Origin of the sequence: Amycolatopsis sp. NPDC021455, assembly GCF_040640995.1 — a bacterium.
Taxonomy (GTDB): Bacteria; Actinomycetota; Actinomycetes; order Mycobacteriales; family Pseudonocardiaceae; genus Amycolatopsis.
Map to the genome: position 1 here is coordinate 45,644 of NZ_JBFACT010000052.1, position 19,298 is coordinate 64,941.

Here is a 19,298-nt window from a genome sequence, read left to right on the forward strand (position 1 = left end):
GGTGATGCTGATGGAATGATTCGCCATGATCCGTTGGTTCTGTGCAATGAATCACCTGTGATTCATCTGTACGCGCAACGTTCTCCTGTTTTGCGCGTCGGGAACGGCGGATACCGTCGTCGGCATGAATCTGCGAGCCGCGACGGTGCGGCGGAAACCGGTCGCCGATCTCGTCGCCGAAGGTGATCATGGCACGCTGAGGCGGTCGCTCGGGCTCGGGCAGCTCACCATGCTGAGCATCGGCGCGACGCTGGGCAGCGGGATCTTCGTCGTGCTCGGCGAGGCCGTCCCGGTGGCCGGCCCGGCGGTCGTGCTCTCGTTCGTGCTCGCCGGGGTCACCGCGTTGTTCTCGGCGCTGTCCTACGCCGAGCTCGCCGGCATGATCCCGCTGTCGGGCTCGTCGTACTCCTACGCCTACGCCACGCTCGGCGAGCTGGTCGCCTGGGTGTGCGGCTGGTGCCTGGTCCTCGAATACGGCGTCTCGGTGGCGTCGGTGGCCGTCGGCTGGGGCCAGTACCTCAACGAGCTGCTGCGGCTGGCCTTCGGGTTCGCCATCCCGGACGCGCTGAGCCAGCCGCCGGGCTCCGGCGGGGTCGTCAACGTGCCCGCCATCCTCGTCGTCGTTCTCGCGATGGTCCTGCTGCTCTCCGGGGCGAAGGAGAGCGCGCGGGCCAACGCGGTCATGGTCGTGGTCAAGATCGGCACGCTGGTGCTGTTCTGCGCGATCGCGTTCAGCGCGGTCAAGGCGAAGAACTTCACGCCGTTCCTGCCGCTCGGGCTCGCCGGGATGAGCGCGGGCGGGGCCAAGCTGTTCTTCTCCTACATCGGGTTCGACGCGGCGTCGACGGCCGGCGAGGAGGCGAAGAACCCGCAGCGCGACCTGCCGCGCGCGATCCTGCTCTCCCTCGGCATCGTCACCGTGCTGTACTGCCTGGTCGCCGTGGCCGCCGTCGGCGCGCTGCCGTGGCAGGAGTTCGACGGCCAGGAAGCCGCGCTGTCGCATGTGCTCGACGTGGTGTCGGACAACCCGTTCTGGGCCGGGCTGCTCGCCGTCGGCGCGATCGTGGCGATCTCCAGCGTCGTGCTGACCGTTTTGTACGGGCAGACCCGCATCCTGTTCGCGATGTCCCGCGACGGCCTGGTCCCGGCCGCTCTGTCCAAAGTGGATGCCAAGTCGGGTTCGCCGCGGATCAACACCCTCGTGGTCTCGGGCTTCGTCGCCGTCCTGGCCGCGTTCATCCCCTTGGGGAAGCTCGCGGATGCCACCAGCATCGGGACGCTGTTCGCGTTCGGGCTGGTCAACGTCGCCGTTCTGCTGCTCCGGCGGCGCCAGCCCGACCGGCCGCGCTCGTTCCGCGTGCCGCTCTCGCCGGTCACGCCGATCCTGGGCGTGCTGTGCTGCGCGTACATGATGCTCAGCCTCGACGGCGCCACCTGGGTGGTCTTCGGCGCCTGGATGGCGGTGGGCCTGCTGATCTACTTCGGTTACGGCGTCCGGAAGTCGAGGCTGGCATGAGGGTCGCCATCCACCAGGGGCCCCTCGACGAACTGGCCCGCACCCTCGCAGAAAGCGGCGCCGACCTGGTCGTCGCCGCGGAAATGAGCACCACCGGCTACCACATCGGGGCCCGCACGCACGCGCTCGCCGAGCCGGCCGACGGCCCCACCGCCGCCCGGCTGGCCGCGCTGGCGGAGGAAACCGGCGTGGCGCTGGCGTACGGCTACCCGGAGACCGACGGCGAGCACGTCTACAACAGCGTCCAGCTCGTCGACGCGACCGGGCGGCGGCTCGCGAACTACCGCAAGACGCACCTGTTCGGCGACCTCGACAAAGCGTGGTTCACGCCCGGCGACGAGGCAGTCGTGCAGGCCGACGTCGGCGGCGTCCGGGTCGGCCTGCTGATCTGCTACGACGTCGAATTCCCGGAGCTGGTCCGCGCGCACGCGCTCGCCGGCACCGAGCTGCTGGTCGTGCCGACCGCGCTGATGAGCCCGTACGAGCTGGTCGCCGACACTCTCGTGCCGGCGCGGGCCTACGAAAGCCAGCTGTTCGTCGCCTACGCCAACCGCTGCGACACCGAGCGGGAACTCACCTACTGCGGACGGTCCTGCGTCGTCGCTCCCACCGGCGAAGTGCTGGCCAGGGCCGGTTCCGGGCCCGAAGTGATCGCCGCCGACGTCACCCGTGACGCGCTCGTCGCGTCGCGGGCGGAAAACACCCACCTGGCCGATCGACGGCCCGACCTGTACCGAGGAATCACCCCATGACCGCCGCCGTCCCGACCGCGATCCACCACGACGAACCGGCGGGCCGCCCGATCACGATGTTCGGCCCCGACTTCCCGTTCGCCTACGACGACTACCTCGCCCACCCCGCCGGGCTCGGGTCGGTGCCCGCCGGACGGCACGGCACCGAAGTGGCCGTGATCGGCGGCGGTCTCTCCGGCATCGTCACCGCGTACGAGCTGATGAAGCTGGGCCTGCGGCCGGTGGTGTACGAGATCGCCGAGATCGGCGGCCGGCTGCGCACGGTGCGGTTCCCCGGCTGCCCGGACGACGTCGTCGCCGAAATGGGCGCCATGCGCTTCCCGCCCGCGTCGACCGCGCTGTACCACTACATCGACAAGGTCGGGCTCGAGACCACGCCGTTCCCGAACCCGCTGGCACCCGGGACGCCGAGCACCGTCGTGGACCTGAAGGGGCGAAGCCACTACGCGCGGACGCCGGAGGAACTACCCGCCGTCTTCGGCGAAGTGGCCGCGGCCTGGGACCGCACGCTCGCCGAGCAGGCCTCCTTTGCCGAGATGCAGACGGCGATCCGCGACCGCGACGCGAAGACGATCAAGCGGCTGTGGAACGAGCTCGTCCCGCGGCTGGACAACCAGACGTTCTACGGCTTCCTCTGCGACTCCCCCGCGTTCGCCTCCTTCCGCCACCGCGAGATCTTCGGCCAGGTCGGCTTCGGCACCGGCGGGTGGGACACCGACTTCCCGAACTCCATCCTCGAGATCCTGCGCGTGGTCTACACGGGCGCCGACGACGAGCACCGCAGCATCGTCGGCGGCAGCGGGCAGCTGCCGCGGCGGTTGTGGGAGCACGCTCCGGACGGAATCGCTTTCTGGCCGGCGGGCACGAGCCTGAGCACGCTGCACGGCGGACGGCCGCTCCCCGGCGTCGCGCGGCTGCACCGGACCGCGCCCGGCAACATCACCGTGACCGACGTCGACGGCCACATCAGGACGTTCCCCGCCGCCGTGTTCACCGCGCAGAGCTGGATGCTGCTGTCGCAGATCGAATGCGACGAAGCGCTGTTCCCGATCGACCACTGGACGGCGATCGAGCGCACGCACTACATGGCGTCGTCGAAGGTGTTCGTGCCGGTCGACCGGCCGTTCTGGCTGGACCGCGACCCGGTGACCGGCCGTGACACGATGAGCATGACGCTCACCGACCGGATGCCGCGCGGCACCTACCTGCTCGGGGACGACCCCGCGAAGCCCGCCGTGATCTGCCTGTCCTACACGTGGGCGGACGACTCGCTGAAGTGGCTGCCGCTGCCGGTCAGCGAGCGCGTCGAGGTGATGCTGCAGTCGCTGCGGGAGATCTACCCCGGCGTCGACGTCCGGCGGCACATCATCGGCGATCCGGTGACCGTGTCGTGGGAGGCGGAACCGCACTTCATGGGCGCGTTCAAGGCCAACCTGCCGGGGCACTACCGCTACCAGCACCGGCTGTTCACGCACTTCGTGCAGGACGAGTTGCCGGCGCGCTACCGCGGGCTCTTCCTGGCGGGTGACGACATCTCGTGGACGGCGGGCTGGGCCGAGGGGGCGGTCCAGACCGCGCTCAACGCCGTCTGGGGCGTGCTGCGCCATTTCGGCGGGGAGACCGATCCGGCGAATCCGGGGCCCGGGGACGGCTTCGCGGACATCGCGCCGATCACTCTCCCGGACTGACCGTGCCCCGATCGTGGTACCGCTTCCGACATCGTGCTGATTGAGCTGCCCGGGCCAACCGGCCATGCGACGATGGGGCGATGAACACCGAGCCGGCGCCGAGATGGCGAAGATTGGAACCGGACGAGCGAAAGGAACAGATCTACGCCTGTGCGGCGCGGCTGTTCGGTGAACGTCCCTACTCCGAAGTGTCCACTTCGGACATCGCCGCGGCGGCGGGCGTCGCACGCGGGCTGATCAACCACTACTTCGGCACGAAACGCGAGCTGTACCTGGAAATCATCCGCCGGGCGCTGACCGTGCCGCGGCTGGCCGTCGAGATCCTCCCGGACGGGCCGCTGGAACTGCGGGCCGACGTCGCCATCGAGTGGTTCCTGGACATGGTCACCAGCCAGGAGCGGATGTGGCTGGCCGCGATCGCGCCCGAAGGGATCGGCCGGGACCTCGAGGTGGAGCGCATCCTCGAAGAAGCCGACCGCGAATCCGCCGACCGCGTGCTCGAAGCGGTCGGGCTGTCCCGCGAGAGCGACCACGGACCCGAGCTCAACGCGCTCGTGCGCGCCTTCGGCGGGATGGTGAAGTCGGCGGGCCGGGAATGGCTGGTGCGCCGGTCGCTGAGCCGTGCCCAGGTGCACCTGCTGCTTTCGAAGTCGCTGGTGACGCTGGTCGGCGAAATCTTCCCGGCCATCCAGGCGCAGCCGCCGCGCACCGGACCGCCGGCGCCGCGGCAAGGCGGCCTCGAATAGGGACTCGGACGAGCTCGGAAAGACCGAAGCCCCCGGCGCCACGAGGGGGAGGAGGGCGCCGGGAGCTCCGGGTCGATGGGCAGACCACCGACCTACCCCCCACCGTACGCCGTGGCACTGTCAAGTTACTGTCAGCCCGGCTCGTCCGATTCGCGAAGTTCGCCCAACCGGTGCGCGAGCCCGTCGAGACACCGCCGGACGGCGTAGTCGTAGAGCTGCGCGTAATAGCCCGACGCGAGTTCGGGGTCGCCCATCAGGTCGTGCATCGCGGCGCCCAGCTCGGCCATGCCCGGCAGGTCGGCCCGCTCCCGGTAGGTCGCGTACGTCTCCGTGTTGTCGATCCGCAGGGCCAGCGCGCCGTCGCGGTCGTCCTCCATCGCCACGAACTGGCAAGCGGTCATCAGCAGCAGGTTGTACGCCAGCACGCTTTCCCGGCCGAACCCCGCCTTCAGCAGCACGCCGACGCCCGCGTCGATGCTGCGGGTGGCCGCCTGGACGGACGGGCCGAACAGCGCGAGCCGGCGCGCGCAGCCCGGGTAGGTGCGCAGCAGCGCCCGCAGCCCGGCCAGCAGTTCGGTGAACCACTCCTGCCACGGCAGCCGTTCGTCGGGCAGCTCGATCAGGCCGACCACCCGGTCGACGACGGCGTTCACCACCGCGTCCCGGTCGCCGACGTGGTGGTAGATCACCGCCGGGTACGCCTCGACCGCGCGGGCGAGCTCGCGCAGCGTCCAGTTGTCGAGGCCGCGCCGGCCGGTCAGGTCCGTCGCCGCGGCGACGATGCAGTCGGCCGTCAGCGCCGGCAGTCCCGCGGCGGCCCGCGACCGGGGGCGTTCTCCCGTGCCCGAGGATGAGGTCGGCATGGGGCGTAACGGTAACCGCACCGGCCGGGCCCGTGCCACCACCGCACGAGTACGGCAGGATCGGGATATGGCACGTGCACAGGCCAACGGTCTCGAACTCGAATACGACACCTTCGGCGACCCGGCGGACCCCGCGCTGGTCCTGGTGATGGGCCTCGGCGCGCAGATGATCACCTGGGAGGACGGCTTCTGCGAACTGCTGGCCGGCCGCGGGTTCTTCGTGGTGCGCTACGACAACCGGGACGTCGGGCTCTCCACCTGGCTCGACCACCTGCCCGCGCCGGACCTGGCGGCGATCGCGGCCGGTGACATGACGACGGCGCCGTACCGGCTCTCGGACATGGCCGACGACGCCATCGGGCTGTTCGACGCGCTGGGGATCGGACGCGCGCACGTCGTCGGCGCGTCGATGGGCGGGATGATCGTGCAGCAGCTGGCCATCGACCACCCGGACCGGCTGCTGAGCCTCACGTCGATCATGTCGACCACCGGCGACCCGGCGGTCGGCCGGGCCGAGCCGTGGGCGCTCGCGCTGCTGTCGCGGCCACCGGCGAACACGCGCGAACAGGCCATCGCCGACAGCGTCGAGGGCTACCGGCGGCTCGGCTCCCCCGGATACCCCGACGACGAAGCGTTCCTGCTGGCGAAAGCGGCCCTGCACTACGACCGCGCGCGGCACCCGGTGGGCACGCTGCGCCACGCCGCGGCGGTGGTGGCCTCCGGCGACCGCACCGCAGGGCTGCGTGCGGTGCGGCTGCCGGCGCTGGTGGTGCACGGCGACGCCGACCCGCTGATCGACATCAGCGGCGGCAAGGCGACGGCCGAGGCGATCCCGGACGCGGAACTGGTCGTCATCCCCGGGATGGGTCACAACCTGCCGCGGGCGGTCTGGCCCGAGATCGCCGAGGCAATCGGCCACGTGACCGCCCGGAGTAAATAAGGCGTAAGGATCCGTGGGGTCCCGCGTAGGGAATGTGTCCTGGATCATGGCCTTCGACGCCGTCGAAACTGCACTGGGGGCATGACAGCTGGGTTCGGATTCCCGTGCGGGTGTGTGGCCGCGATCGCGGCGGTGATCGTGGCGGACCTGGCCGGCGCGACGGGTCATCCGTGGTATGCGCTGGTCATGCTGGGCGCGGTCGTGCTGGCGGCCGCCCACGAAACCTCCTTCGGCGCCGCGGCCGGGATCACGGTGGTCGCCTGGGCGCTGCACACCGGGTTCGTGCTCGGCCGCTTCGGCGAGCTGACGTTCGACCGCGCCTCGGCGGCGGCCGCGATCGTGCTGGCGGCCGCGCTGGTGGCGGGGGCACTCACCGGGCTGGTCGTCCGGACGCCGTGGCCGGTCCGGGTGCCCGCGCCTCGTCGTCCCGCGGAAGTGCGAGCCCGCGACCTCTCGCGGTCGCACCAGTCAAGCCCGGCGTGATCCCGACGCCCGGCGGGCCGCGAGTGCGGCGATGACGCGGGGCAGGCCCGCCGGCTGGAGCGGGTCGACGCCGGTCAGGTCACGGACGCGGCGGAGGCGGTAGTCGACCGTGTTCGGGTGGACGTGCAGCCGCGTCGCCGTTTGGCGGCGATTCGTGTCCAGGGCCAGGTAGGTCTCCAGGGTCTCGACGAGCTCGGGGTGCGCGTCGAGCGGGCCCAGCACCGCCGCGAGCCGGTCGCGGGCCGCGCCCGGACGGGTCAGCTGGTACTCGACCAGGACGTCGTCGAGGCGGTAGAGACCCGGTTCGCGGCCGAACCAGCGGAGCACGTCCAGAATGTCCGCGGTCTGCGCGGCCACCTCGCGGACCTCCTCCGGCGCCGCGGTGCCCGCCGCGGCGAGCACGGCGACACCCGCCGCCTGGCCGGCCGTGTGCAGCAGTTGCCGCCATTCGGCGACGTCGGCCCAGCGCCCGGCCAGCGGCAGCAGGACGAGACCGCCGGGGCCGTCCAGCGACGCGAGCAAGCCGTCGCCACAGCACCGTTCGAACGCCGCGAGGAAGCGGCGGAGCTTGCGGCGGACGGCGATTCCGGCGTCCACGTCCGGGGACTCTTCGTCGGCGTGCGGGCCGAGCTCGACGCTCAGGACGAGGTACCGCGCCGGCAGGGTGATCCCGGCGCTGCGGGCGACGACGTCGACCGGGCCGCCGTCGACGAGCACCGAGAGCAGCGTCCGGCGCGCCGTGTGCTCCTGCCCGACCTTCGTGCGCAGCTCCTCCAGGTAGCCGCGGGTGACCGCGCCGGTGACGGTGCCGGCGAACGCGAGCACCCGGTCCGCGACCTCGAGAAGATCGGCGACGTCCGCGCTGCCCGCTTCGCCGGAGCCGACGGCGAAGATCTCTCGCGCGCCGACGTGGTAGGCGGTCAGCACGGCCTCCAGCGGGAAGCCCTCTTCGGCGCGGCGGACCGCGGACGCGCCGATCTGCGCCAGCTCGGCGGCGTTGAGCTCGCGGTCCTCGCGCAGGCTCCGCGCGAACGCCCGCACCGCCTGCCGGGTGATGCCCGCGATGTCGCCGGCCAGCTCCTCCACCGGCAGTCGCCGATAATCGGCGACTTCGGCCTGGATGCGCGTGAGGACCCGGGAGACCAGCTCGGGCTCCTCCCGGGTGAGCCGCTCGTGCACGCGCTGTCCGCCGAGGGACAGGTCCCCGCCGTGCTTGTGCTCCGTCACAACCGAACCCCCCGTTCTCTGCCCGGATTCCCAGTCAATCCGGCCACGCTGCGTGCCGATGGTGTCACGGAAGCCAATCATCGGCACAACGTCAAGGAGGACGGCGTGCGAGTGAGAACGACGGCGGTCATCGCGATCATGGTCACCGCGCTGGCGGGCGCGACGGCGGGCACGGCAGCAGCGGACACGGCGGGGGCGGGCACCGGCGGGGAGTACGTGGCGCTGGGCGATTCGGCGGCGGCCGGGCCGCTGATCCTGCCCTGGGACCTCTCCTCCCCCGGCTGCATCCGGTCGCTGCTCGACTACCCGCACGTCGCCGCGAAGGAACTCGGCGGGCCGCTGAGAGACGTCACCTGCTCCGGCGCGACGACCGCGGACATGACCGCGCCGCAGCAGACGTCGTCCGGCCCGGTGCCGCCGCAGCTGGACGCGCTCAGCGCGCAGACCCGGACCGTGACGTTGACGATCGGCGGCAACGACGTCGGCCTGGTCGGTGCGGCGACGAGCTGCATCAACCTGCTGCCCGGCATCGTGCCGGACTGCGTCGACCGGTTCACCGCCGGCGGCCACGACCAGCTCGCCGAGAAGATCGCCGCGTTCGAGCCGGTGTGGGGCGCGCTGCTGGACGCGATCCACGCGCACGCGCCGAACGCCGACGTCTACCTCGCCGGGTACGGGACGTACCTGCCGCACAACGGGTGCTGGCCGATCGCGCCGCTCACCCCGCGCGACGCGAACTACATCCAGGGCAGCGTCGACAAGACCAACGCGGCCCTGGCCCGCCAGGCCGCCGCGCACGACGCCACCTACATCGACGTGCGGACGGCCTCGATCGGGCACGACGTCTGCAAGCCGCCCGGCGTGAAGTGGTTCGAAAGCCTGATCCCGACGTCGATCGCGGCGCCGTTGCACCCGAACGCCGACGGCATGGCCGCCATCGGCGAGCTGGTCGCCTCTTCGATCAGCGGCTGAAGTCCCAGCGGGTGGCGCCGTGGGGCTCGGCGGTGGCGACGCCGATGGCCCGGTGCAGGGCGAGCCGGTACAGGTGCCAGGGCGCGGGCCCGGCGCTCGCCGCCATGAACGGGGCCGTGAACCCCTCGTCCATCACCGTGGCCGGCCAGCCGCCCTCGCGGTAGACGGCCGCCACCCGCTCGAGGGTTTCCGGATCGGCGACGCGGCGGGCCTCGCCCTCCATCGTGAGGTCGAGGCCGCGCAGCCGCACCGAGACGGTGCACGCCGGGTTCGCCGCCAGGTTGCGGGCCCTGCGCGTGCCGGGTCCGCTCACGAAGTACAGGGCGTCGTCCACCCAGATGGCCCCGACGCCGGCGGCGTGCGGCCGCCCGTCGGGGCGGACGGTCCCGACGAAGAACGTCAGGTCTTCCTTGGGCGTCTGGGTGGCGAGGAGGTCGCGCGCCCGGCTCCACGGCAGTTCCGCGAGGCCGGACCGGTCGAGGTTCGTGGTTTCGCTGGATTCAGTCATGCCTACGCGTCGAACGGGACGACGGCGGATCGACACGCGGCGAGAGTTTTCGCGCCGCCGGGGTCGTCGTCGCTGGTGGCCGGGACGATCGCCAGCTCGTCGACGCCCGCCTCCGCGTACTCGGCGGCCTTCGCGGCGATGTCGGCGCCGGCCCCGAGCAGCCCGACCGCGGCGATGGCCTCGGCCGGCACCGCGGCCAGGAGCTCGCGCGGGTGCGGACGGGTGCGCGCGAAGTCGACGAGGTCGCCGAACCCTTCGGCGCGGAACATGTCGGCGTAGCCGGGCGCGGCGAGGTAGCCGACGACGCCGCGGCGCAGCTGCTCGAGTTCGGCCGGGCCGGGGTCGGCCGCGCCGACCACCCAGGCGGCGACCGGTGGCGGCGTGCTGCCCAAGCGCGAAGCGGCTTCCCGCAGTCCGCGGACCAGCGTCGCCGCGGCCGCGGGGCTGACCAGGTTGACGACCATCCGGTCGGCGTGCCGGGCGGCGACGTCGAGGGCACGCGGGCCGAAGGCGGCGATCGTCAGGGGCGACTTCGGCGCGGCCAGCCGCAGCCGGTAGCCCCGCGAGCCCACCACCGACCCGTCCACAGTGGACTTCTCGCCGCCGAGGAGCTGCCGGACCGCGATCGCGGACTCCGCCAGCGCCGTGGCCGCCCGGTCCCGCGAACGGCCGTGCCAGGCCCGCACCACGACGTCGCTGGACGTCCCCAAGGCGACCCCGGTCGGCCGGCCGGTCAGCGCCGCCACCGACGCGACACCCATGGCGATCGTCGCCGGGTCCCGCACGGTCACCGCGAGCGGACCGAAGGTGAGGGAAATCCGCGACGTCGCCGCGCCGATCGCCGTGCCGAGCGCGAAGGCGTCCCACGTCGCCATTTCGCCGATCCACAGCTCCGGGTACCCGGCGGCCTCGGCGGCGCGGGCGGTTTCCAGCGCCTCCTCCGGCGGCCGGTCCTGCCAGAGCCCCAGCGACACCGAAAGCCTCATGCGGTGACCACCATCGTGACCACCGTGGTGAACGACCCGCCGACGTTCAGCGTCAACGCCGTCCACGCGCCCCCGACCTGCGTCTCGCCCGCCGTGCCCGAGACCTGCCGGGCCGCGTCGCGCAGCATGCGGACGCCGGTCGCGCCGACCGGGTGGCCGAGGCCGATCAGGCCGCCACCGGGGTTGATCCCGGCCGCGTCGAGACCGCCGCCGGCGATGAACCGGCCGCCGTCGCCGGGCGGTGCCGCGCCGAGGTGCTCCAGCGCGACCAGGCCGGTGATCGTGAAGCAGTCGTGCAGTTCGACGACGTCGAGCGCGTCGGGGCCGGGCACGCCCGCTCGCCGGTAGGCGTCGACGACGGCGCCGCGCAGGTGCGGGAACAGGTACTCGCCGCCGGAAGCGATCTTCGGCGCGAGGCCGATGTGCGCGGTGCGGTGCCCGAAGCCCGCGATGCGCGGGAAGCCGCCGCCGAGCCGCTCGGCGAACGCCGGCGAGGCCAGCAGGACCGCCGCGGCACCGTCGGTGATGCGGCCGCAGTCCTGCTTGCGCAGGCGACCCTCGATGACGGGGTTGAGCTCGTCGTCGGGGCCGAACGAGCCGGCCGGGAATCGCCAGTCGCGGGCTTGCGCCAGGGGGTTCAGGGCCGCCCGGTCGAAAGCATGCGAAGCGAACTGCCCGAGGTGGTCCGGGTCGAGTCCATAACGTGCGTCGTAGGCGGAAGCGACGTCGGCGAACAGCGCCGGCCACGGGAACTTCGCGGCGACGGCCTCGTGGCCGGCCCACGCGGCGGACCCGAGGTGCTCGGCGGCCCGTTGCCCGTCGACGTTGCGCATCAGCTCGACGCCGACGACCAGCGCCACGTCATAGCGGCCCGCTTCGAGGTCCGCGCACGCGGCGAGCACCGCGGTGCTGCCGGACGCGCACGCGGCTTCGTGCCGGGCCGACGGCACGCCGTCCAGTTCCGGGACGGCCGCCACCAGCAGCCCGCCGAGCTGGGCCTGGCCGGTGAACAGCTCGGCGGCAAGGTTCCCGACGTGCGCGACTTCGACGTCCTCGGCCGAAACACCGGCGTCCGCGAGAGCCGCGGGGACGACCTCGGCGAAGAGCTCGAGGATGCCGCGCCCTTCTTTCGTGAAATTGCGCGCGAAGTCGGTCTGCGCCCCGCCCAGCACGAACACCGTCATGACCTCACCCCAGGCTCTCCCGCAGCTGCCGCTTCAGGATCTTCCCCACCGGGTTGCGGGGCAAGGCGTCGGCGTACTCGAGCCGTTCCGGCAGCTTGAACGCGGCCACCTTCTTCTCGCGCAGGTACGCGACCAGCTCCTCCAGCGTCGGTTTGCGCGCGCCCGGCACGACGACCGCGCACACCCGCTCCCCCATGACGTCGTCGGGCACCCCGACGACGCCGACGTCGGCGACGTCCGGGTGGCCGGTCAGCAGGCCCTCGACCTCGGCGGGCGAGATGTTCATGCCGCCGCGGATCACGAGGTCCTTCATCCGGTCGACGTACCGCAGGAACTCCCCGTGCTCCCCGGCGATCTCGAAGACGTCGCCGGTGCGGAAGTGCCCGTCGTCGTCGAACGACGACGTGTCGAGCGGCTCGCCCATCGACGTCAGGTAGCCGGCGAACACCGTCGGCCCGGCGATGTGCAGCTCGCCGGGGCGCCCGGGCTCGGTCACGGGCTCGCCGGTGACCGGGTCGTGCAGCCGCACCGACGTCCAGCCGGCGACCGGGGTCGACCAGGTGACCTCGGAGGCGTAGTTCGGGAAGTAGGTCGCACGCGCGTCCGGGTCCGGGATGTCCACCGGACCGGACAGCAGCGCGGTGCCCTCGTTCGAGCCGAAGAAGTTGATGATGTCGATGCCGTACCGCTCGGCCCAGGTCCGCACCAGCCACGGCGAGAGCGGGGCCGAGCCGGACCCGATCTTCCGCAGCGCGGAGATGTCCACTCCGGACAGGATCTTTTCGTTGTGCAGCAGCATGGTCAGCAACGCCGGTGGCGCGAGTGTGTACGTCACCCGCTCGGCCGCGAGCTGCCCCAGGAACACCGGCAGGTCGAACGGGTGGTGCGGGACGAACACCGCGCCGGTCAGCAGCCACGGCAGGAACATCCCGCCGATGCCGGCCATGTTCGTCATGGGGAACGGCGAGAGCAGGACGTCGTCCCGGGTCATTCCGGCGGCTTGGACGCAGCCGCGCGCGGTCGCGAGCCAGTCGCCGTGGCAGCGTGGGACGGCCTTCGGCTCGGCTTCGGTGCCGGACGTCCAGCAGATCGTGACGCAGTCGTTCACGTCGGCTTCGGCCAGGGACGAGTCCAAAGTGGACTTCTCCGCCGGCGAAAGGGGAGCTTCGGGCCAGGCCAGGGCGCCGGCCGGTTCGTCGTCCCCCGAGGCGACGACGAACCGGACCGACGGCGCCGAAGCGCCTAGCCCAAGGGCCGCCCCGGCGAGCTCGTGCTCGCCGTATCTGGATGCGGTCACCACCCCGACGGCGCCGGTGCGCCGGCACATCGGGCCGAGCTCGTGTTCCCGGTAGGACACCGGGAACGGGGTGACGATCGCGCCGATCCGCACGATCGCGAGGAACGCCTGGACCAGGGCCGAGCAGTTCGGCAGCTGCACGGCCACGACGTCACCTGCTCGCACCCCTCTGGCGAGCAGGAACGCGGCCAGGACGTCGACGCGTTCGTCGAGCCGGTTCCAGGTCCACCGCACCGGGTCGCGTCCGACCAGTGCGGTGGTGTTCGGTGGATCGACCAGCGCGAGCCCCTCCGGGTCGGCACTGACCCGCTCCTTCACGAGCCGGTCGATCGTCTCCGCACTCCACCATCCCCGCGCCCGGAAGTCCCGGGCGCGACCCTCTCGATGGCATCTCATGAGCGGAGGTTTTCCAGCTGGTCCGCCCGGACCCAGGTCGCGTGAAAACCGAGCGGGACACGCTGGGGAAGCAGGACCCTGGCCACGGGTCCGGCAGCGAGATCGGCGGCGTCGAAGATGTCCAGTTCCGAGCGTCCCTCACGCTCGTCCTGCACGAACGTCACCAGATAACCGTCCGCCGAATCGACGGGTGCTCCTTCGCGGGGTGCGAACGGAGCCTCACTGCCCCACCGGCCGGGACCGAACCGGTATTCGGTCTTGGTGCCGGCAAGATTGTCGTGGCGCACCAGCCCGTCGAACTTCAGCGTCGACTCGGGCGAGATGTGCACCGTGTAGGAGTACCGGTTCCGCCTGCCGACGCCGCGGGCGTCGACGGTCGGGAACTCGGTGTTGGCGTCGTCGAGCGGCGTCTCGCGGCAGGCACCGGTCCGCAGGTCGAAGCGGTAGCGGTGCAGCTGGGCGTCGAGCCGCAGGTAGGACAGCATCTTCGCGAGCGGGGTGTGCGCGTCGGCACGAGGCTGCGGGCGCCGCACGCGGCAGACGTCGAGGACGACCTCGTCGCCGGCCTCCCAGGCGTTGACGACGTGGTAGATGTAGCACGGGCTCGCTTCGAACCACCGGATCTGGCTACCGTCTCCGTAGCGTGGCATGACGCCGAAGCGGCTCGGCATCGAGCGGTCGAAGTGCAGCTTGTGCCGGCCCTGCTTCGCCGCCTGCAGGTCCTGAACCAGGGGCAGGTCCATCAGCACGGCGTAGTGCTCGGTGATGGCCATGTCGTGCGGCAGGCGCGGGCCGGGCAGCTCGACTTCGGTGGTGTTCACGACCCGGCCGTCCGCGCTGATCACGCCGTAGCGCAGGTACGGCGGCCGCGGCCCGTAGTCGAACCAGAACAGCTCGCCGGTGGTTTCGTCCACCTTGGGGTGGGCCATCATGTCGCCGACCAGCGTGCCGAGGAAGTCCTCGGCGCCCAGCGTCTCCAGCGACAGCGGGTCGACCGCGTACGGCGAGCCGCACAGGTACCAGGTGGCGAGGATCCGGCCGCGGTGGAAGATGACGTCGGTGTTGGCGTTGTCCTTGAGGCCCAGGCCGTGGGAGTTGCCGAAGGGGTTGTCCCCCGGGTTCTCCATGACCCCGGTCCAGAGCGCCTTGCCCGCCGCCGACTCGGCCTCGAAGGCCTTCGTGCGGATCCAGCGGTTGCGGTAGCGGGCCTTGCCGTTCTCCAGGTGGACGGCGTGGATCATGCCGTCGCCGTCGAACCAGTGGTAGCGGCCTTCCGGGGCGAACCGCGGGTTCGGGCCGTTGCGCAGGTAGACGCCGCCCAAATCCTTCGGGATTTCGCCGATGACCCGCAGGTCTTCCGCGTCCATCTCGGTGCCGACCGGGGCGTAGACGCCCAGCAGGTAGGGGTTCGCCTCGCCGGTGTCCGCCGTCCGGGCCACCATCAGCGGCTGTTCGGAGGTGCTGGTCATCGGGCTGCTCCCTGACTGTGCGGGCTGTTGGGGACGAGACTATGATTTGTGTACCCAGGTGTCAATAGGCTTCTTTTGGTGTAGTCAGGTGTACGCTGAGGCCGCGAGGTAACGAAGGGGAGACGGTGACCGAAGCGACCGCACACCGCATCCGGCCGGCGGGAGATCCGCTGCGGAGAGCGCTGGAACTGGTCGGCGACCAGTGGACGCTGCTCATCCTGCAGAGCCTCTTCCTGCGCTTCCGGCGCTACGAGGAGCTGCGCCTGCGGCTGGGCATTTCGCCGACGGCGCTGTCCGGACGCCTGCGGGACATGGTGGACGCGGGCATGCTCACGCGCGTGCCGTACCGGGACGCCCGCCGCACGCGGCACGAGTACCGGCTCACCGAACGCGGCCTCGAGCTGTGGCCGCTGCTGATCTCGATCTGGGCGTGGGAACGCGAGTGGGTCGAAGGCCGCCGTGAGGTGCTGCCGACGCTGATCCACCTCAACTGTGAGCTGGCTACATCAGCGCCCCTCGGCTGCGCTGCCTGCGGGCGCCGGGTCGATGCCCGCGACGTCCGCGCGGAACGGCTGGACAGCACGGGCGTGGCCGCCGCGACCGCGTCCAAGCGCTTCCGCCGCAAGGACGCCGACTCCCTCGCCGGCGACCCGATGATGTTCTTCCCGGACACCATGGAGCTGCTCGGCGACCGCTGGTCGACCGGCCTGCTGGTGTCCGCGCTGCTCGGCTGCCGGCACTTCTCGGAGTTCGAGCGCGAGCTGGGCATCGGCCCGAGCGTGCTGTCGGCCCGGCTGAGCAAGCTCGTCGAGGTCGGCGTGCTGCGCACCGGCGCGGCGAAGACCCGCACGGACGCCCGCGACTACCGGCTGACGGCGAAGGGACTGGCGTTCTTCCCGGCGCTGGCGTTCATCGCCGAGTGGTCACGCGGGTTCGAGGTGACCGGCCAGGAGCCGGACATCACGCTGCACCACGTCGAATGCGGCAACCGGCTGCGGCCGATGCTGCTGTGCGACCACTGCGGCCGCCCGCTGACGCGCACGTCGGTCCAGTTCGGTGGCGTCCCGTCGCCCAAACGCTGACGAGGGTGACGTAATCGACTCGCCAAGCGGTTTGAGTGATGCCAGGCTGGAGCGGTCACACGTCGTCACTTCCGGAGGTAAGCATGAGTGAACCGAATCCGTCGCCCAGCGGCGAGGAGGACGACGTCAAGCGCAAGTTCCGCGAAGCGCTGGAACGCAAGCAGGCCCACGCGCGCACGGGAGCGTCGCACGAGAACGGCGGCGGCAAGAACCAGCACGCCCACGGCCCGGCGGCCAACAAGCGGACCTTCCGCCGCAAGAGCGGCTGAGCTTCCGAACGCACCGAAGGCCACCATCGGGGTACTCGATGGTGGCCTTCCGCGTGGTCAGCCCGAGAGTCCCTCCAGCGCGCGGAGCTTCGCGGTGAAGGCGAGAGTCACGCCCGCCGGCGCCGCACAGTCGATCTTCACCGGTCCGGTGCCGTCCGCGTTCACCGAGATCGACGGCGCCGCCCAGCCGGGCGGGACCTGGCCGGCGGCGGAACCGGACTGCGTGCGCGCGACCGTCCCCGCCCACGCCGTGGCCTTGCCGCCGTTGACGCGGAAGCCGCGCTCGAGCGTCCAGTACGCGGCGTTCCCGGCGGCGTCGGTCGCCAGCACTTCGGCCCGGTAGCAGGTGACACCGTCCGGCAGCGGGAGCGCGGCGAGCGGCACCGACGCGCCGGTCGCCGTCCCGGTCCCCTGGTTCTCCCGCTCGCGGGCCCGGATCCGCCCGGTCGGGTCGTCGAGGGCGAACACCCAGTCCCGCGTTCCCTGCCACTGCGTCGTCCCGGTGTCCGTCGTCGACACGCAGCCGCCGCTGAACGCCAGCCGCCGCTCGTGCCGCGGCTCGGCCCACGCGACCGTGGCCTGGTAGTTCGTGTTCCCGAGCAGCCGCACCGGGTGCGCCGCGACGTCCCCGGTGAAGGCGATGTTCTGCCTGGTCGCCAGGCTCGGCTTGAACTGGCAGTTCACGAAGGTCGTCGTGCCCTCGCCGATCCGGCCACCCCAGTCCACCCGCGAGTAATCGATGGTGACCGGCGGGCAGCTGCGGTTCGCGAGCTGGGCCGTTTCGAAGACCGAGCTCTCGAAGACGACGCCTTCCATGTTCGCGGTCAGCACGTCGGTCTCGCGCGGGTAGTCCGGCGGGGTGCCCTCCGAGGTGATGACGATGTCCGTGCCGTGGAAGGTGCTGCCGGGCGACTGGCTCGTCAGCAGCAGCGGCACCTTCGAGTTCGGGTTGCCGATGTACCAGTCTCGCGCGAACCCGCCGACGACGTGCGTGGCCGCGAAGTCGTAGAGGCATCCGGCGGTCTGCAGCCGCTTGATGTTCGCCATTCCGGAGTTGCTGACGACCAGGCCCAGCCTGCTCGTGGCGAGGTAGAGGTGCTCGAGACTCTCGCAGTAGCTGTAGTTGCGCAGCCAGATCCCGTCCCGCGACGCGGTCACGCGGACGTGCTCGATGACGGAGGTGACCGCGCGCTGCCCGACGATGCCGGCGCCGTTGAACGCTTGGAGCTCCAGCCGCCGGACCGTCGGCGACGTCCAGCCGGGCTCCTGGCCTTGCACCAGCGCGTATGCCAGATAGACGGGCATCCGGTACGGCGAGCCGTACCAGCTGCTGCCGACGGTGAAGACGTCGACGTCCTGGTCGAAGTTGACCAGCAGCCGGGTCGACGCGAGTACCTTGTTCGGGGTCCGCGGGTCCAGCCGCCGGTTGCTCGCGTCGTCGTCGGGGAACTTCGCGGTGGGCGCGGTGAACGCCGCCGGGTCGCGGCGGGCGAAGTCGGAGATGCGCAGCGAGTCGACCCGGCCGGTGAACGCCTGGTACTCCGGCGCGAACTCGGGCCAGCAGGACTGGCTCTGGACGCCGAGGTAGATCCCCTCCTCGACGGCCTGCGTCAACCCCAGCTTCGCGTCGGCCGCCGCGGGGGCGACGGCCGCCCACGCCGAGACGACCGCGCCCGGCACGCCTGTGTGCAGCCGCAGTTCGGTGCCGTCGAAGACGAACGCGATGTGGATGGCTTGCCCGACCAGATAGGACTGCGGCGCCGGCTGCCCGTCCTGCCGCGCGGCCAGGCTGTCGAGGTGCAGTTCCCCGGTTCCGATCCGCGCGGTACCGTGCACCGCCACCCGGCCGTCCGCGGCCGGTGCGAGGAAGAGCGAGAACGCGACGTTCTTCGGGTCGCTGGGCACCCGGCGCCCGGAGCTCGAAAGGATCATCCCGGTGCCCGCCGGGAGCACGTCGGGCCGGACCGTGCACTCGATCGAGAACGCCTTGACCCCGTTCAGGTCGAGCACCGCGGTGTCCCGCAGGTTCAGCGTGTCGATGACCCCGTGGTCCAGCACGCCGGCCCCGCCCGGTCCGGAGAGCAGAGCGTCGGCGGTCGGGAACCGCGTGGGCTCCGGCGACAGGCACAGCGCCGGGCCGTGCCCGCGGTACCGGATGGTGCTCGCGTACTCGCTTTCCCCGCGCAGCTCGAGCCCCGGGTAGCCGCCGGCGTAGAGCGGGCGCCCGATGTCGTACAGCCCCGCCGGGAAGTACACCGTCCCGCGCCCCGGGGTGAGCGACCGGATCGCCGCGGCGATCGCGGGCCGGTCGTCGCCCGAATCGTCGCCCCGGGCACCGAAGTCCTTGACGTTGGCGAAGGTGTGCTTGACCGACCACGTCAGCAGTCCGGCGGCGTCGCAGTGGCCGAGGACGAACGCGTCCTCGGCCAGTGAGCGCGTGCGCGCGCACCGCCCGGAACCGTCCACGACGACCGTGGCCGCGGCTCCCGCGGCCAGGCCCGTCACCGCGGCCGGGACGGGCTGGGTTCCGTCGTGGTACTCCACCACCGAACCCGCCACCGCGGACGTGGCCGCGATGCCCGCCGGCAGGGTACCGGCGAACAGCGCGGCCGTGTCCGCCCTGGTCAGCTTGGCCGGGTCGGCCGGGTCGAGCGCCGGGCACAGGACGTCCCCGGTGCCGACGTCGACCGCGACGACTGCCTTCTTCATGAGCTCCCCTTACCCGCGGCGGTTCCGGCCGTCGAGCCTAGGGACGCCGCGGGCGGGGAAGATCGTCTTCGAAGGCCGCCGTCGGGGCAGGGCGAGTCGCCCGATCGGGCCGGTCCGTGAAGGCCCCCTTACCGGCTCTTATGGCCGGGAAGGAGGCCTTCACGGACTTGGGCGATCCCCTTCGTAAGGGACTGTTCCAAATGGCGGGTGG

The 19,298-nt window shown here is 71.8% G+C and carries 17 protein-coding genes; 9 read left to right on the forward strand and 8 right to left on the reverse strand.

Annotated elements, in window-relative coordinates; all coding sequences use genetic code 11:
* Nucleotides 1–124: 124 nt before the first annotated feature.
* The 4 genes from AB0G28_RS36695 (at nt 125) to AB0G28_RS36710 (ending at nt 4,702) form a co-directional block, all read left to right on the forward strand.
* Nucleotides 125–1,516: an amino acid permease gene (locus AB0G28_RS36695; RefSeq protein ID WP_361100220.1), complete on the forward strand. Its 1,392-nt coding sequence runs from the start codon at nt 125–127 to the stop codon at nt 1,514–1,516.
* The gene (locus tag AB0G28_RS36700; protein WP_361100223.1) at nt 1,513–2,268 is read left to right on the forward strand and encodes a carbon-nitrogen hydrolase family protein; all 756 of its coding nucleotides are present in this window, start codon (nt 1,513–1,515) and stop codon (nt 2,266–2,268) included. Before AB0G28_RS36695 ends, AB0G28_RS36700 begins: the two co-directional genes overlap by 4 nt.
* Nucleotides 2,265–3,956: an NAD(P)/FAD-dependent oxidoreductase gene (locus tag AB0G28_RS36705; protein ID WP_361100226.1), complete on the forward strand. Its 1,692-nt coding sequence runs from the start codon at nt 2,265–2,267 to the stop codon at nt 3,954–3,956. The genes AB0G28_RS36700 and AB0G28_RS36705 overlap by 4 nt, the downstream gene beginning before the upstream one ends.
* 80 nt (nt 3,957–4,036) lie before the next feature.
* On the forward strand, nt 4,037–4,702 hold the full coding sequence (locus AB0G28_RS36710; RefSeq protein ID WP_361100229.1) for a TetR/AcrR family transcriptional regulator: 666 nt from the start codon (nt 4,037–4,039) through the stop codon (nt 4,700–4,702).
* A gap of 131 nt (nt 4,703–4,833) precedes the next feature.
* On the opposite strand, the gene AB0G28_RS36715 is transcribed toward AB0G28_RS36710, so the two are convergent.
* A complete protein-coding gene (locus AB0G28_RS36715; protein WP_361100232.1) occupies nt 4,834–5,565 on the reverse strand; it encodes a TetR family transcriptional regulator in 732 nt (243 codons plus the stop codon).
* Nucleotides 5,566–5,632: 67 nt separating this feature from the next.
* On the opposite strand from AB0G28_RS36715, the gene AB0G28_RS36720 reads away from it, so the two are divergent.
* Nucleotides 5,633–6,505 (forward strand): alpha/beta hydrolase, encoded by an 873-nt coding sequence (locus tag AB0G28_RS36720; protein WP_361100234.1) that lies wholly within the window; start codon nt 5,633–5,635, stop codon nt 6,503–6,505.
* Nucleotides 6,506–6,586: 81 nt separating this feature from the next.
* A complete protein-coding gene (locus tag AB0G28_RS36725) occupies nt 6,587–6,988 on the forward strand; it encodes a hypothetical protein (RefSeq protein WP_361100237.1) in 402 nt (133 codons plus the stop codon).
* On the opposite strand, the gene AB0G28_RS36730 is transcribed toward AB0G28_RS36725, so the two are convergent.
* Nucleotides 6,974–8,215: a helix-turn-helix domain-containing protein gene (locus tag AB0G28_RS36730; RefSeq protein ID WP_361100240.1), complete on the reverse strand. Its 1,242-nt coding sequence runs from the start codon at nt 8,213–8,215 to the stop codon at nt 6,974–6,976. The two genes, AB0G28_RS36725 and AB0G28_RS36730, sit on opposite strands and share 15 nt — an antisense overlap.
* Before the next feature lie 111 nt (nt 8,216–8,326).
* Between AB0G28_RS36730 and AB0G28_RS36735 the strand changes: the two genes are divergently transcribed.
* Nucleotides 8,327–9,187 (forward strand): SGNH/GDSL hydrolase family protein, encoded by an 861-nt coding sequence (locus AB0G28_RS36735; protein ID WP_361100267.1) that lies wholly within the window; start codon nt 8,327–8,329, stop codon nt 9,185–9,187.
* Here AB0G28_RS36735 and AB0G28_RS36740 read toward each other — a convergent pair.
* The 5 genes from AB0G28_RS36740 to AB0G28_RS36760 are packed head-to-tail and all read right to left on the reverse strand — an operon-like array spanning nt 9,177 to nt 15,027.
* Entirely contained in the window at nt 9,177–9,695 is a 519-nt protein-coding gene (locus tag AB0G28_RS36740) for a pyridoxamine 5'-phosphate oxidase family protein (protein WP_361100243.1), read from the reverse strand. The two genes, AB0G28_RS36735 and AB0G28_RS36740, sit on opposite strands and share 11 nt — an antisense overlap.
* 2 nt (nt 9,696–9,697) lie before the next feature.
* A complete protein-coding gene (locus AB0G28_RS36745) occupies nt 9,698–10,681 on the reverse strand; it encodes an LLM class F420-dependent oxidoreductase (protein ID WP_361100246.1) in 984 nt (327 codons plus the stop codon).
* Nucleotides 10,678–11,865, reverse strand: coding sequence for an acetyl-CoA acetyltransferase (locus AB0G28_RS36750; protein WP_361100249.1), 1,188 nt, complete (start codon nt 11,863–11,865; stop codon nt 10,678–10,680). The genes AB0G28_RS36745 and AB0G28_RS36750 overlap by 4 nt, the downstream gene beginning before the upstream one ends.
* Nucleotides 11,866–11,869: 4 nt before the next feature.
* Nucleotides 11,870–13,558 (reverse strand): class I adenylate-forming enzyme family protein, encoded by a 1,689-nt coding sequence (locus AB0G28_RS36755; protein WP_361100252.1) that lies wholly within the window; start codon nt 13,556–13,558, stop codon nt 11,870–11,872.
* On the reverse strand, nt 13,555–15,027 hold the full coding sequence (locus tag AB0G28_RS36760; protein WP_361100255.1) for a carotenoid oxygenase family protein: 1,473 nt from the start codon (nt 15,025–15,027) through the stop codon (nt 13,555–13,557). Before AB0G28_RS36760 ends, AB0G28_RS36755 begins: the two co-directional genes overlap by 4 nt.
* A 125-nt stretch (nt 15,028–15,152) precedes the next feature.
* Between AB0G28_RS36760 and AB0G28_RS36765 the strand changes: the two genes are divergently transcribed.
* The gene (locus tag AB0G28_RS36765; RefSeq protein ID WP_361100258.1) at nt 15,153–16,109 is read left to right on the forward strand and encodes a winged helix-turn-helix transcriptional regulator; all 957 of its coding nucleotides are present in this window, start codon (nt 15,153–15,155) and stop codon (nt 16,107–16,109) included.
* An 83-nt stretch (nt 16,110–16,192) separates the two neighbouring features.
* A complete protein-coding gene (locus AB0G28_RS36770) occupies nt 16,193–16,378 on the forward strand; it encodes a DUF5302 domain-containing protein (RefSeq protein ID WP_361100261.1) in 186 nt (61 codons plus the stop codon).
* Between the two features lie 57 nt (nt 16,379–16,435).
* On the opposite strand, the gene AB0G28_RS36775 is transcribed toward AB0G28_RS36770, so the two are convergent.
* The gene (locus tag AB0G28_RS36775) at nt 16,436–19,087 is read right to left on the reverse strand and encodes a glycosyl hydrolase family 28-related protein (protein ID WP_361100264.1); all 2,652 of its coding nucleotides are present in this window, start codon (nt 19,085–19,087) and stop codon (nt 16,436–16,438) included.
* Nucleotides 19,088–19,298 lie beyond the last annotated feature (211 nt).

Excerpts from the sequence above, each read along its gene's own strand:
- AB0G28_RS36725 (WP_361100237.1), top strand. The coding sequence starts at position 6,587 with ATGACAGCTGGGTTCGGATTCCCGTGCGGGTGTGTGGCCGCGATCGCG.
- AB0G28_RS36745 (WP_361100246.1), bottom strand. The coding sequence starts at position 10,681 with ATGAGGCTTTCGGTGTCGCTGGGGCTCTGGCAGGACCGGCCGCCGGAG.
- AB0G28_RS36760 (WP_361100255.1), bottom strand. The coding sequence starts at position 15,027 with ATGACCAGCACCTCCGAACAGCCGCTGATGGTGGCCCGGACGGCGGAC.
- AB0G28_RS36740 (WP_361100243.1), bottom strand. The coding sequence starts at position 9,695 with ATGACTGAATCCAGCGAAACCACGAACCTCGACCGGTCCGGCCTCGCG.
- AB0G28_RS36705 (WP_361100226.1), top strand. The coding sequence starts at position 2,265 with ATGACCGCCGCCGTCCCGACCGCGATCCACCACGACGAACCGGCGGGC.
- AB0G28_RS36720 (WP_361100234.1), top strand. The coding sequence starts at position 5,633 with ATGGCACGTGCACAGGCCAACGGTCTCGAACTCGAATACGACACCTTC.
- AB0G28_RS36775 (WP_361100264.1), bottom strand. The coding sequence starts at position 19,087 with ATGAAGAAGGCAGTCGTCGCGGTCGACGTCGGCACCGGGGACGTCCTG.
- AB0G28_RS36700 (WP_361100223.1), top strand. The coding sequence starts at position 1,513 with ATGAGGGTCGCCATCCACCAGGGGCCCCTCGACGAACTGGCCCGCACC.
- AB0G28_RS36695 (WP_361100220.1), top strand. The coding sequence starts at position 125 with ATGAATCTGCGAGCCGCGACGGTGCGGCGGAAACCGGTCGCCGATCTC.
- AB0G28_RS36755 (WP_361100252.1), bottom strand. The coding sequence starts at position 13,558 with ATGAGATGCCATCGAGAGGGTCGCGCCCGGGACTTCCGGGCGCGGGGA.
- AB0G28_RS36750 (WP_361100249.1), bottom strand. The coding sequence starts at position 11,865 with ATGACGGTGTTCGTGCTGGGCGGGGCGCAGACCGACTTCGCGCGCAAT.
- AB0G28_RS36770 (WP_361100261.1), top strand. The coding sequence starts at position 16,193 with ATGAGTGAACCGAATCCGTCGCCCAGCGGCGAGGAGGACGACGTCAAG.
- AB0G28_RS36710 (WP_361100229.1), top strand. The coding sequence starts at position 4,037 with ATGAACACCGAGCCGGCGCCGAGATGGCGAAGATTGGAACCGGACGAG.
- AB0G28_RS36715 (WP_361100232.1), bottom strand. The coding sequence starts at position 5,565 with ATGCCGACCTCATCCTCGGGCACGGGAGAACGCCCCCGGTCGCGGGCC.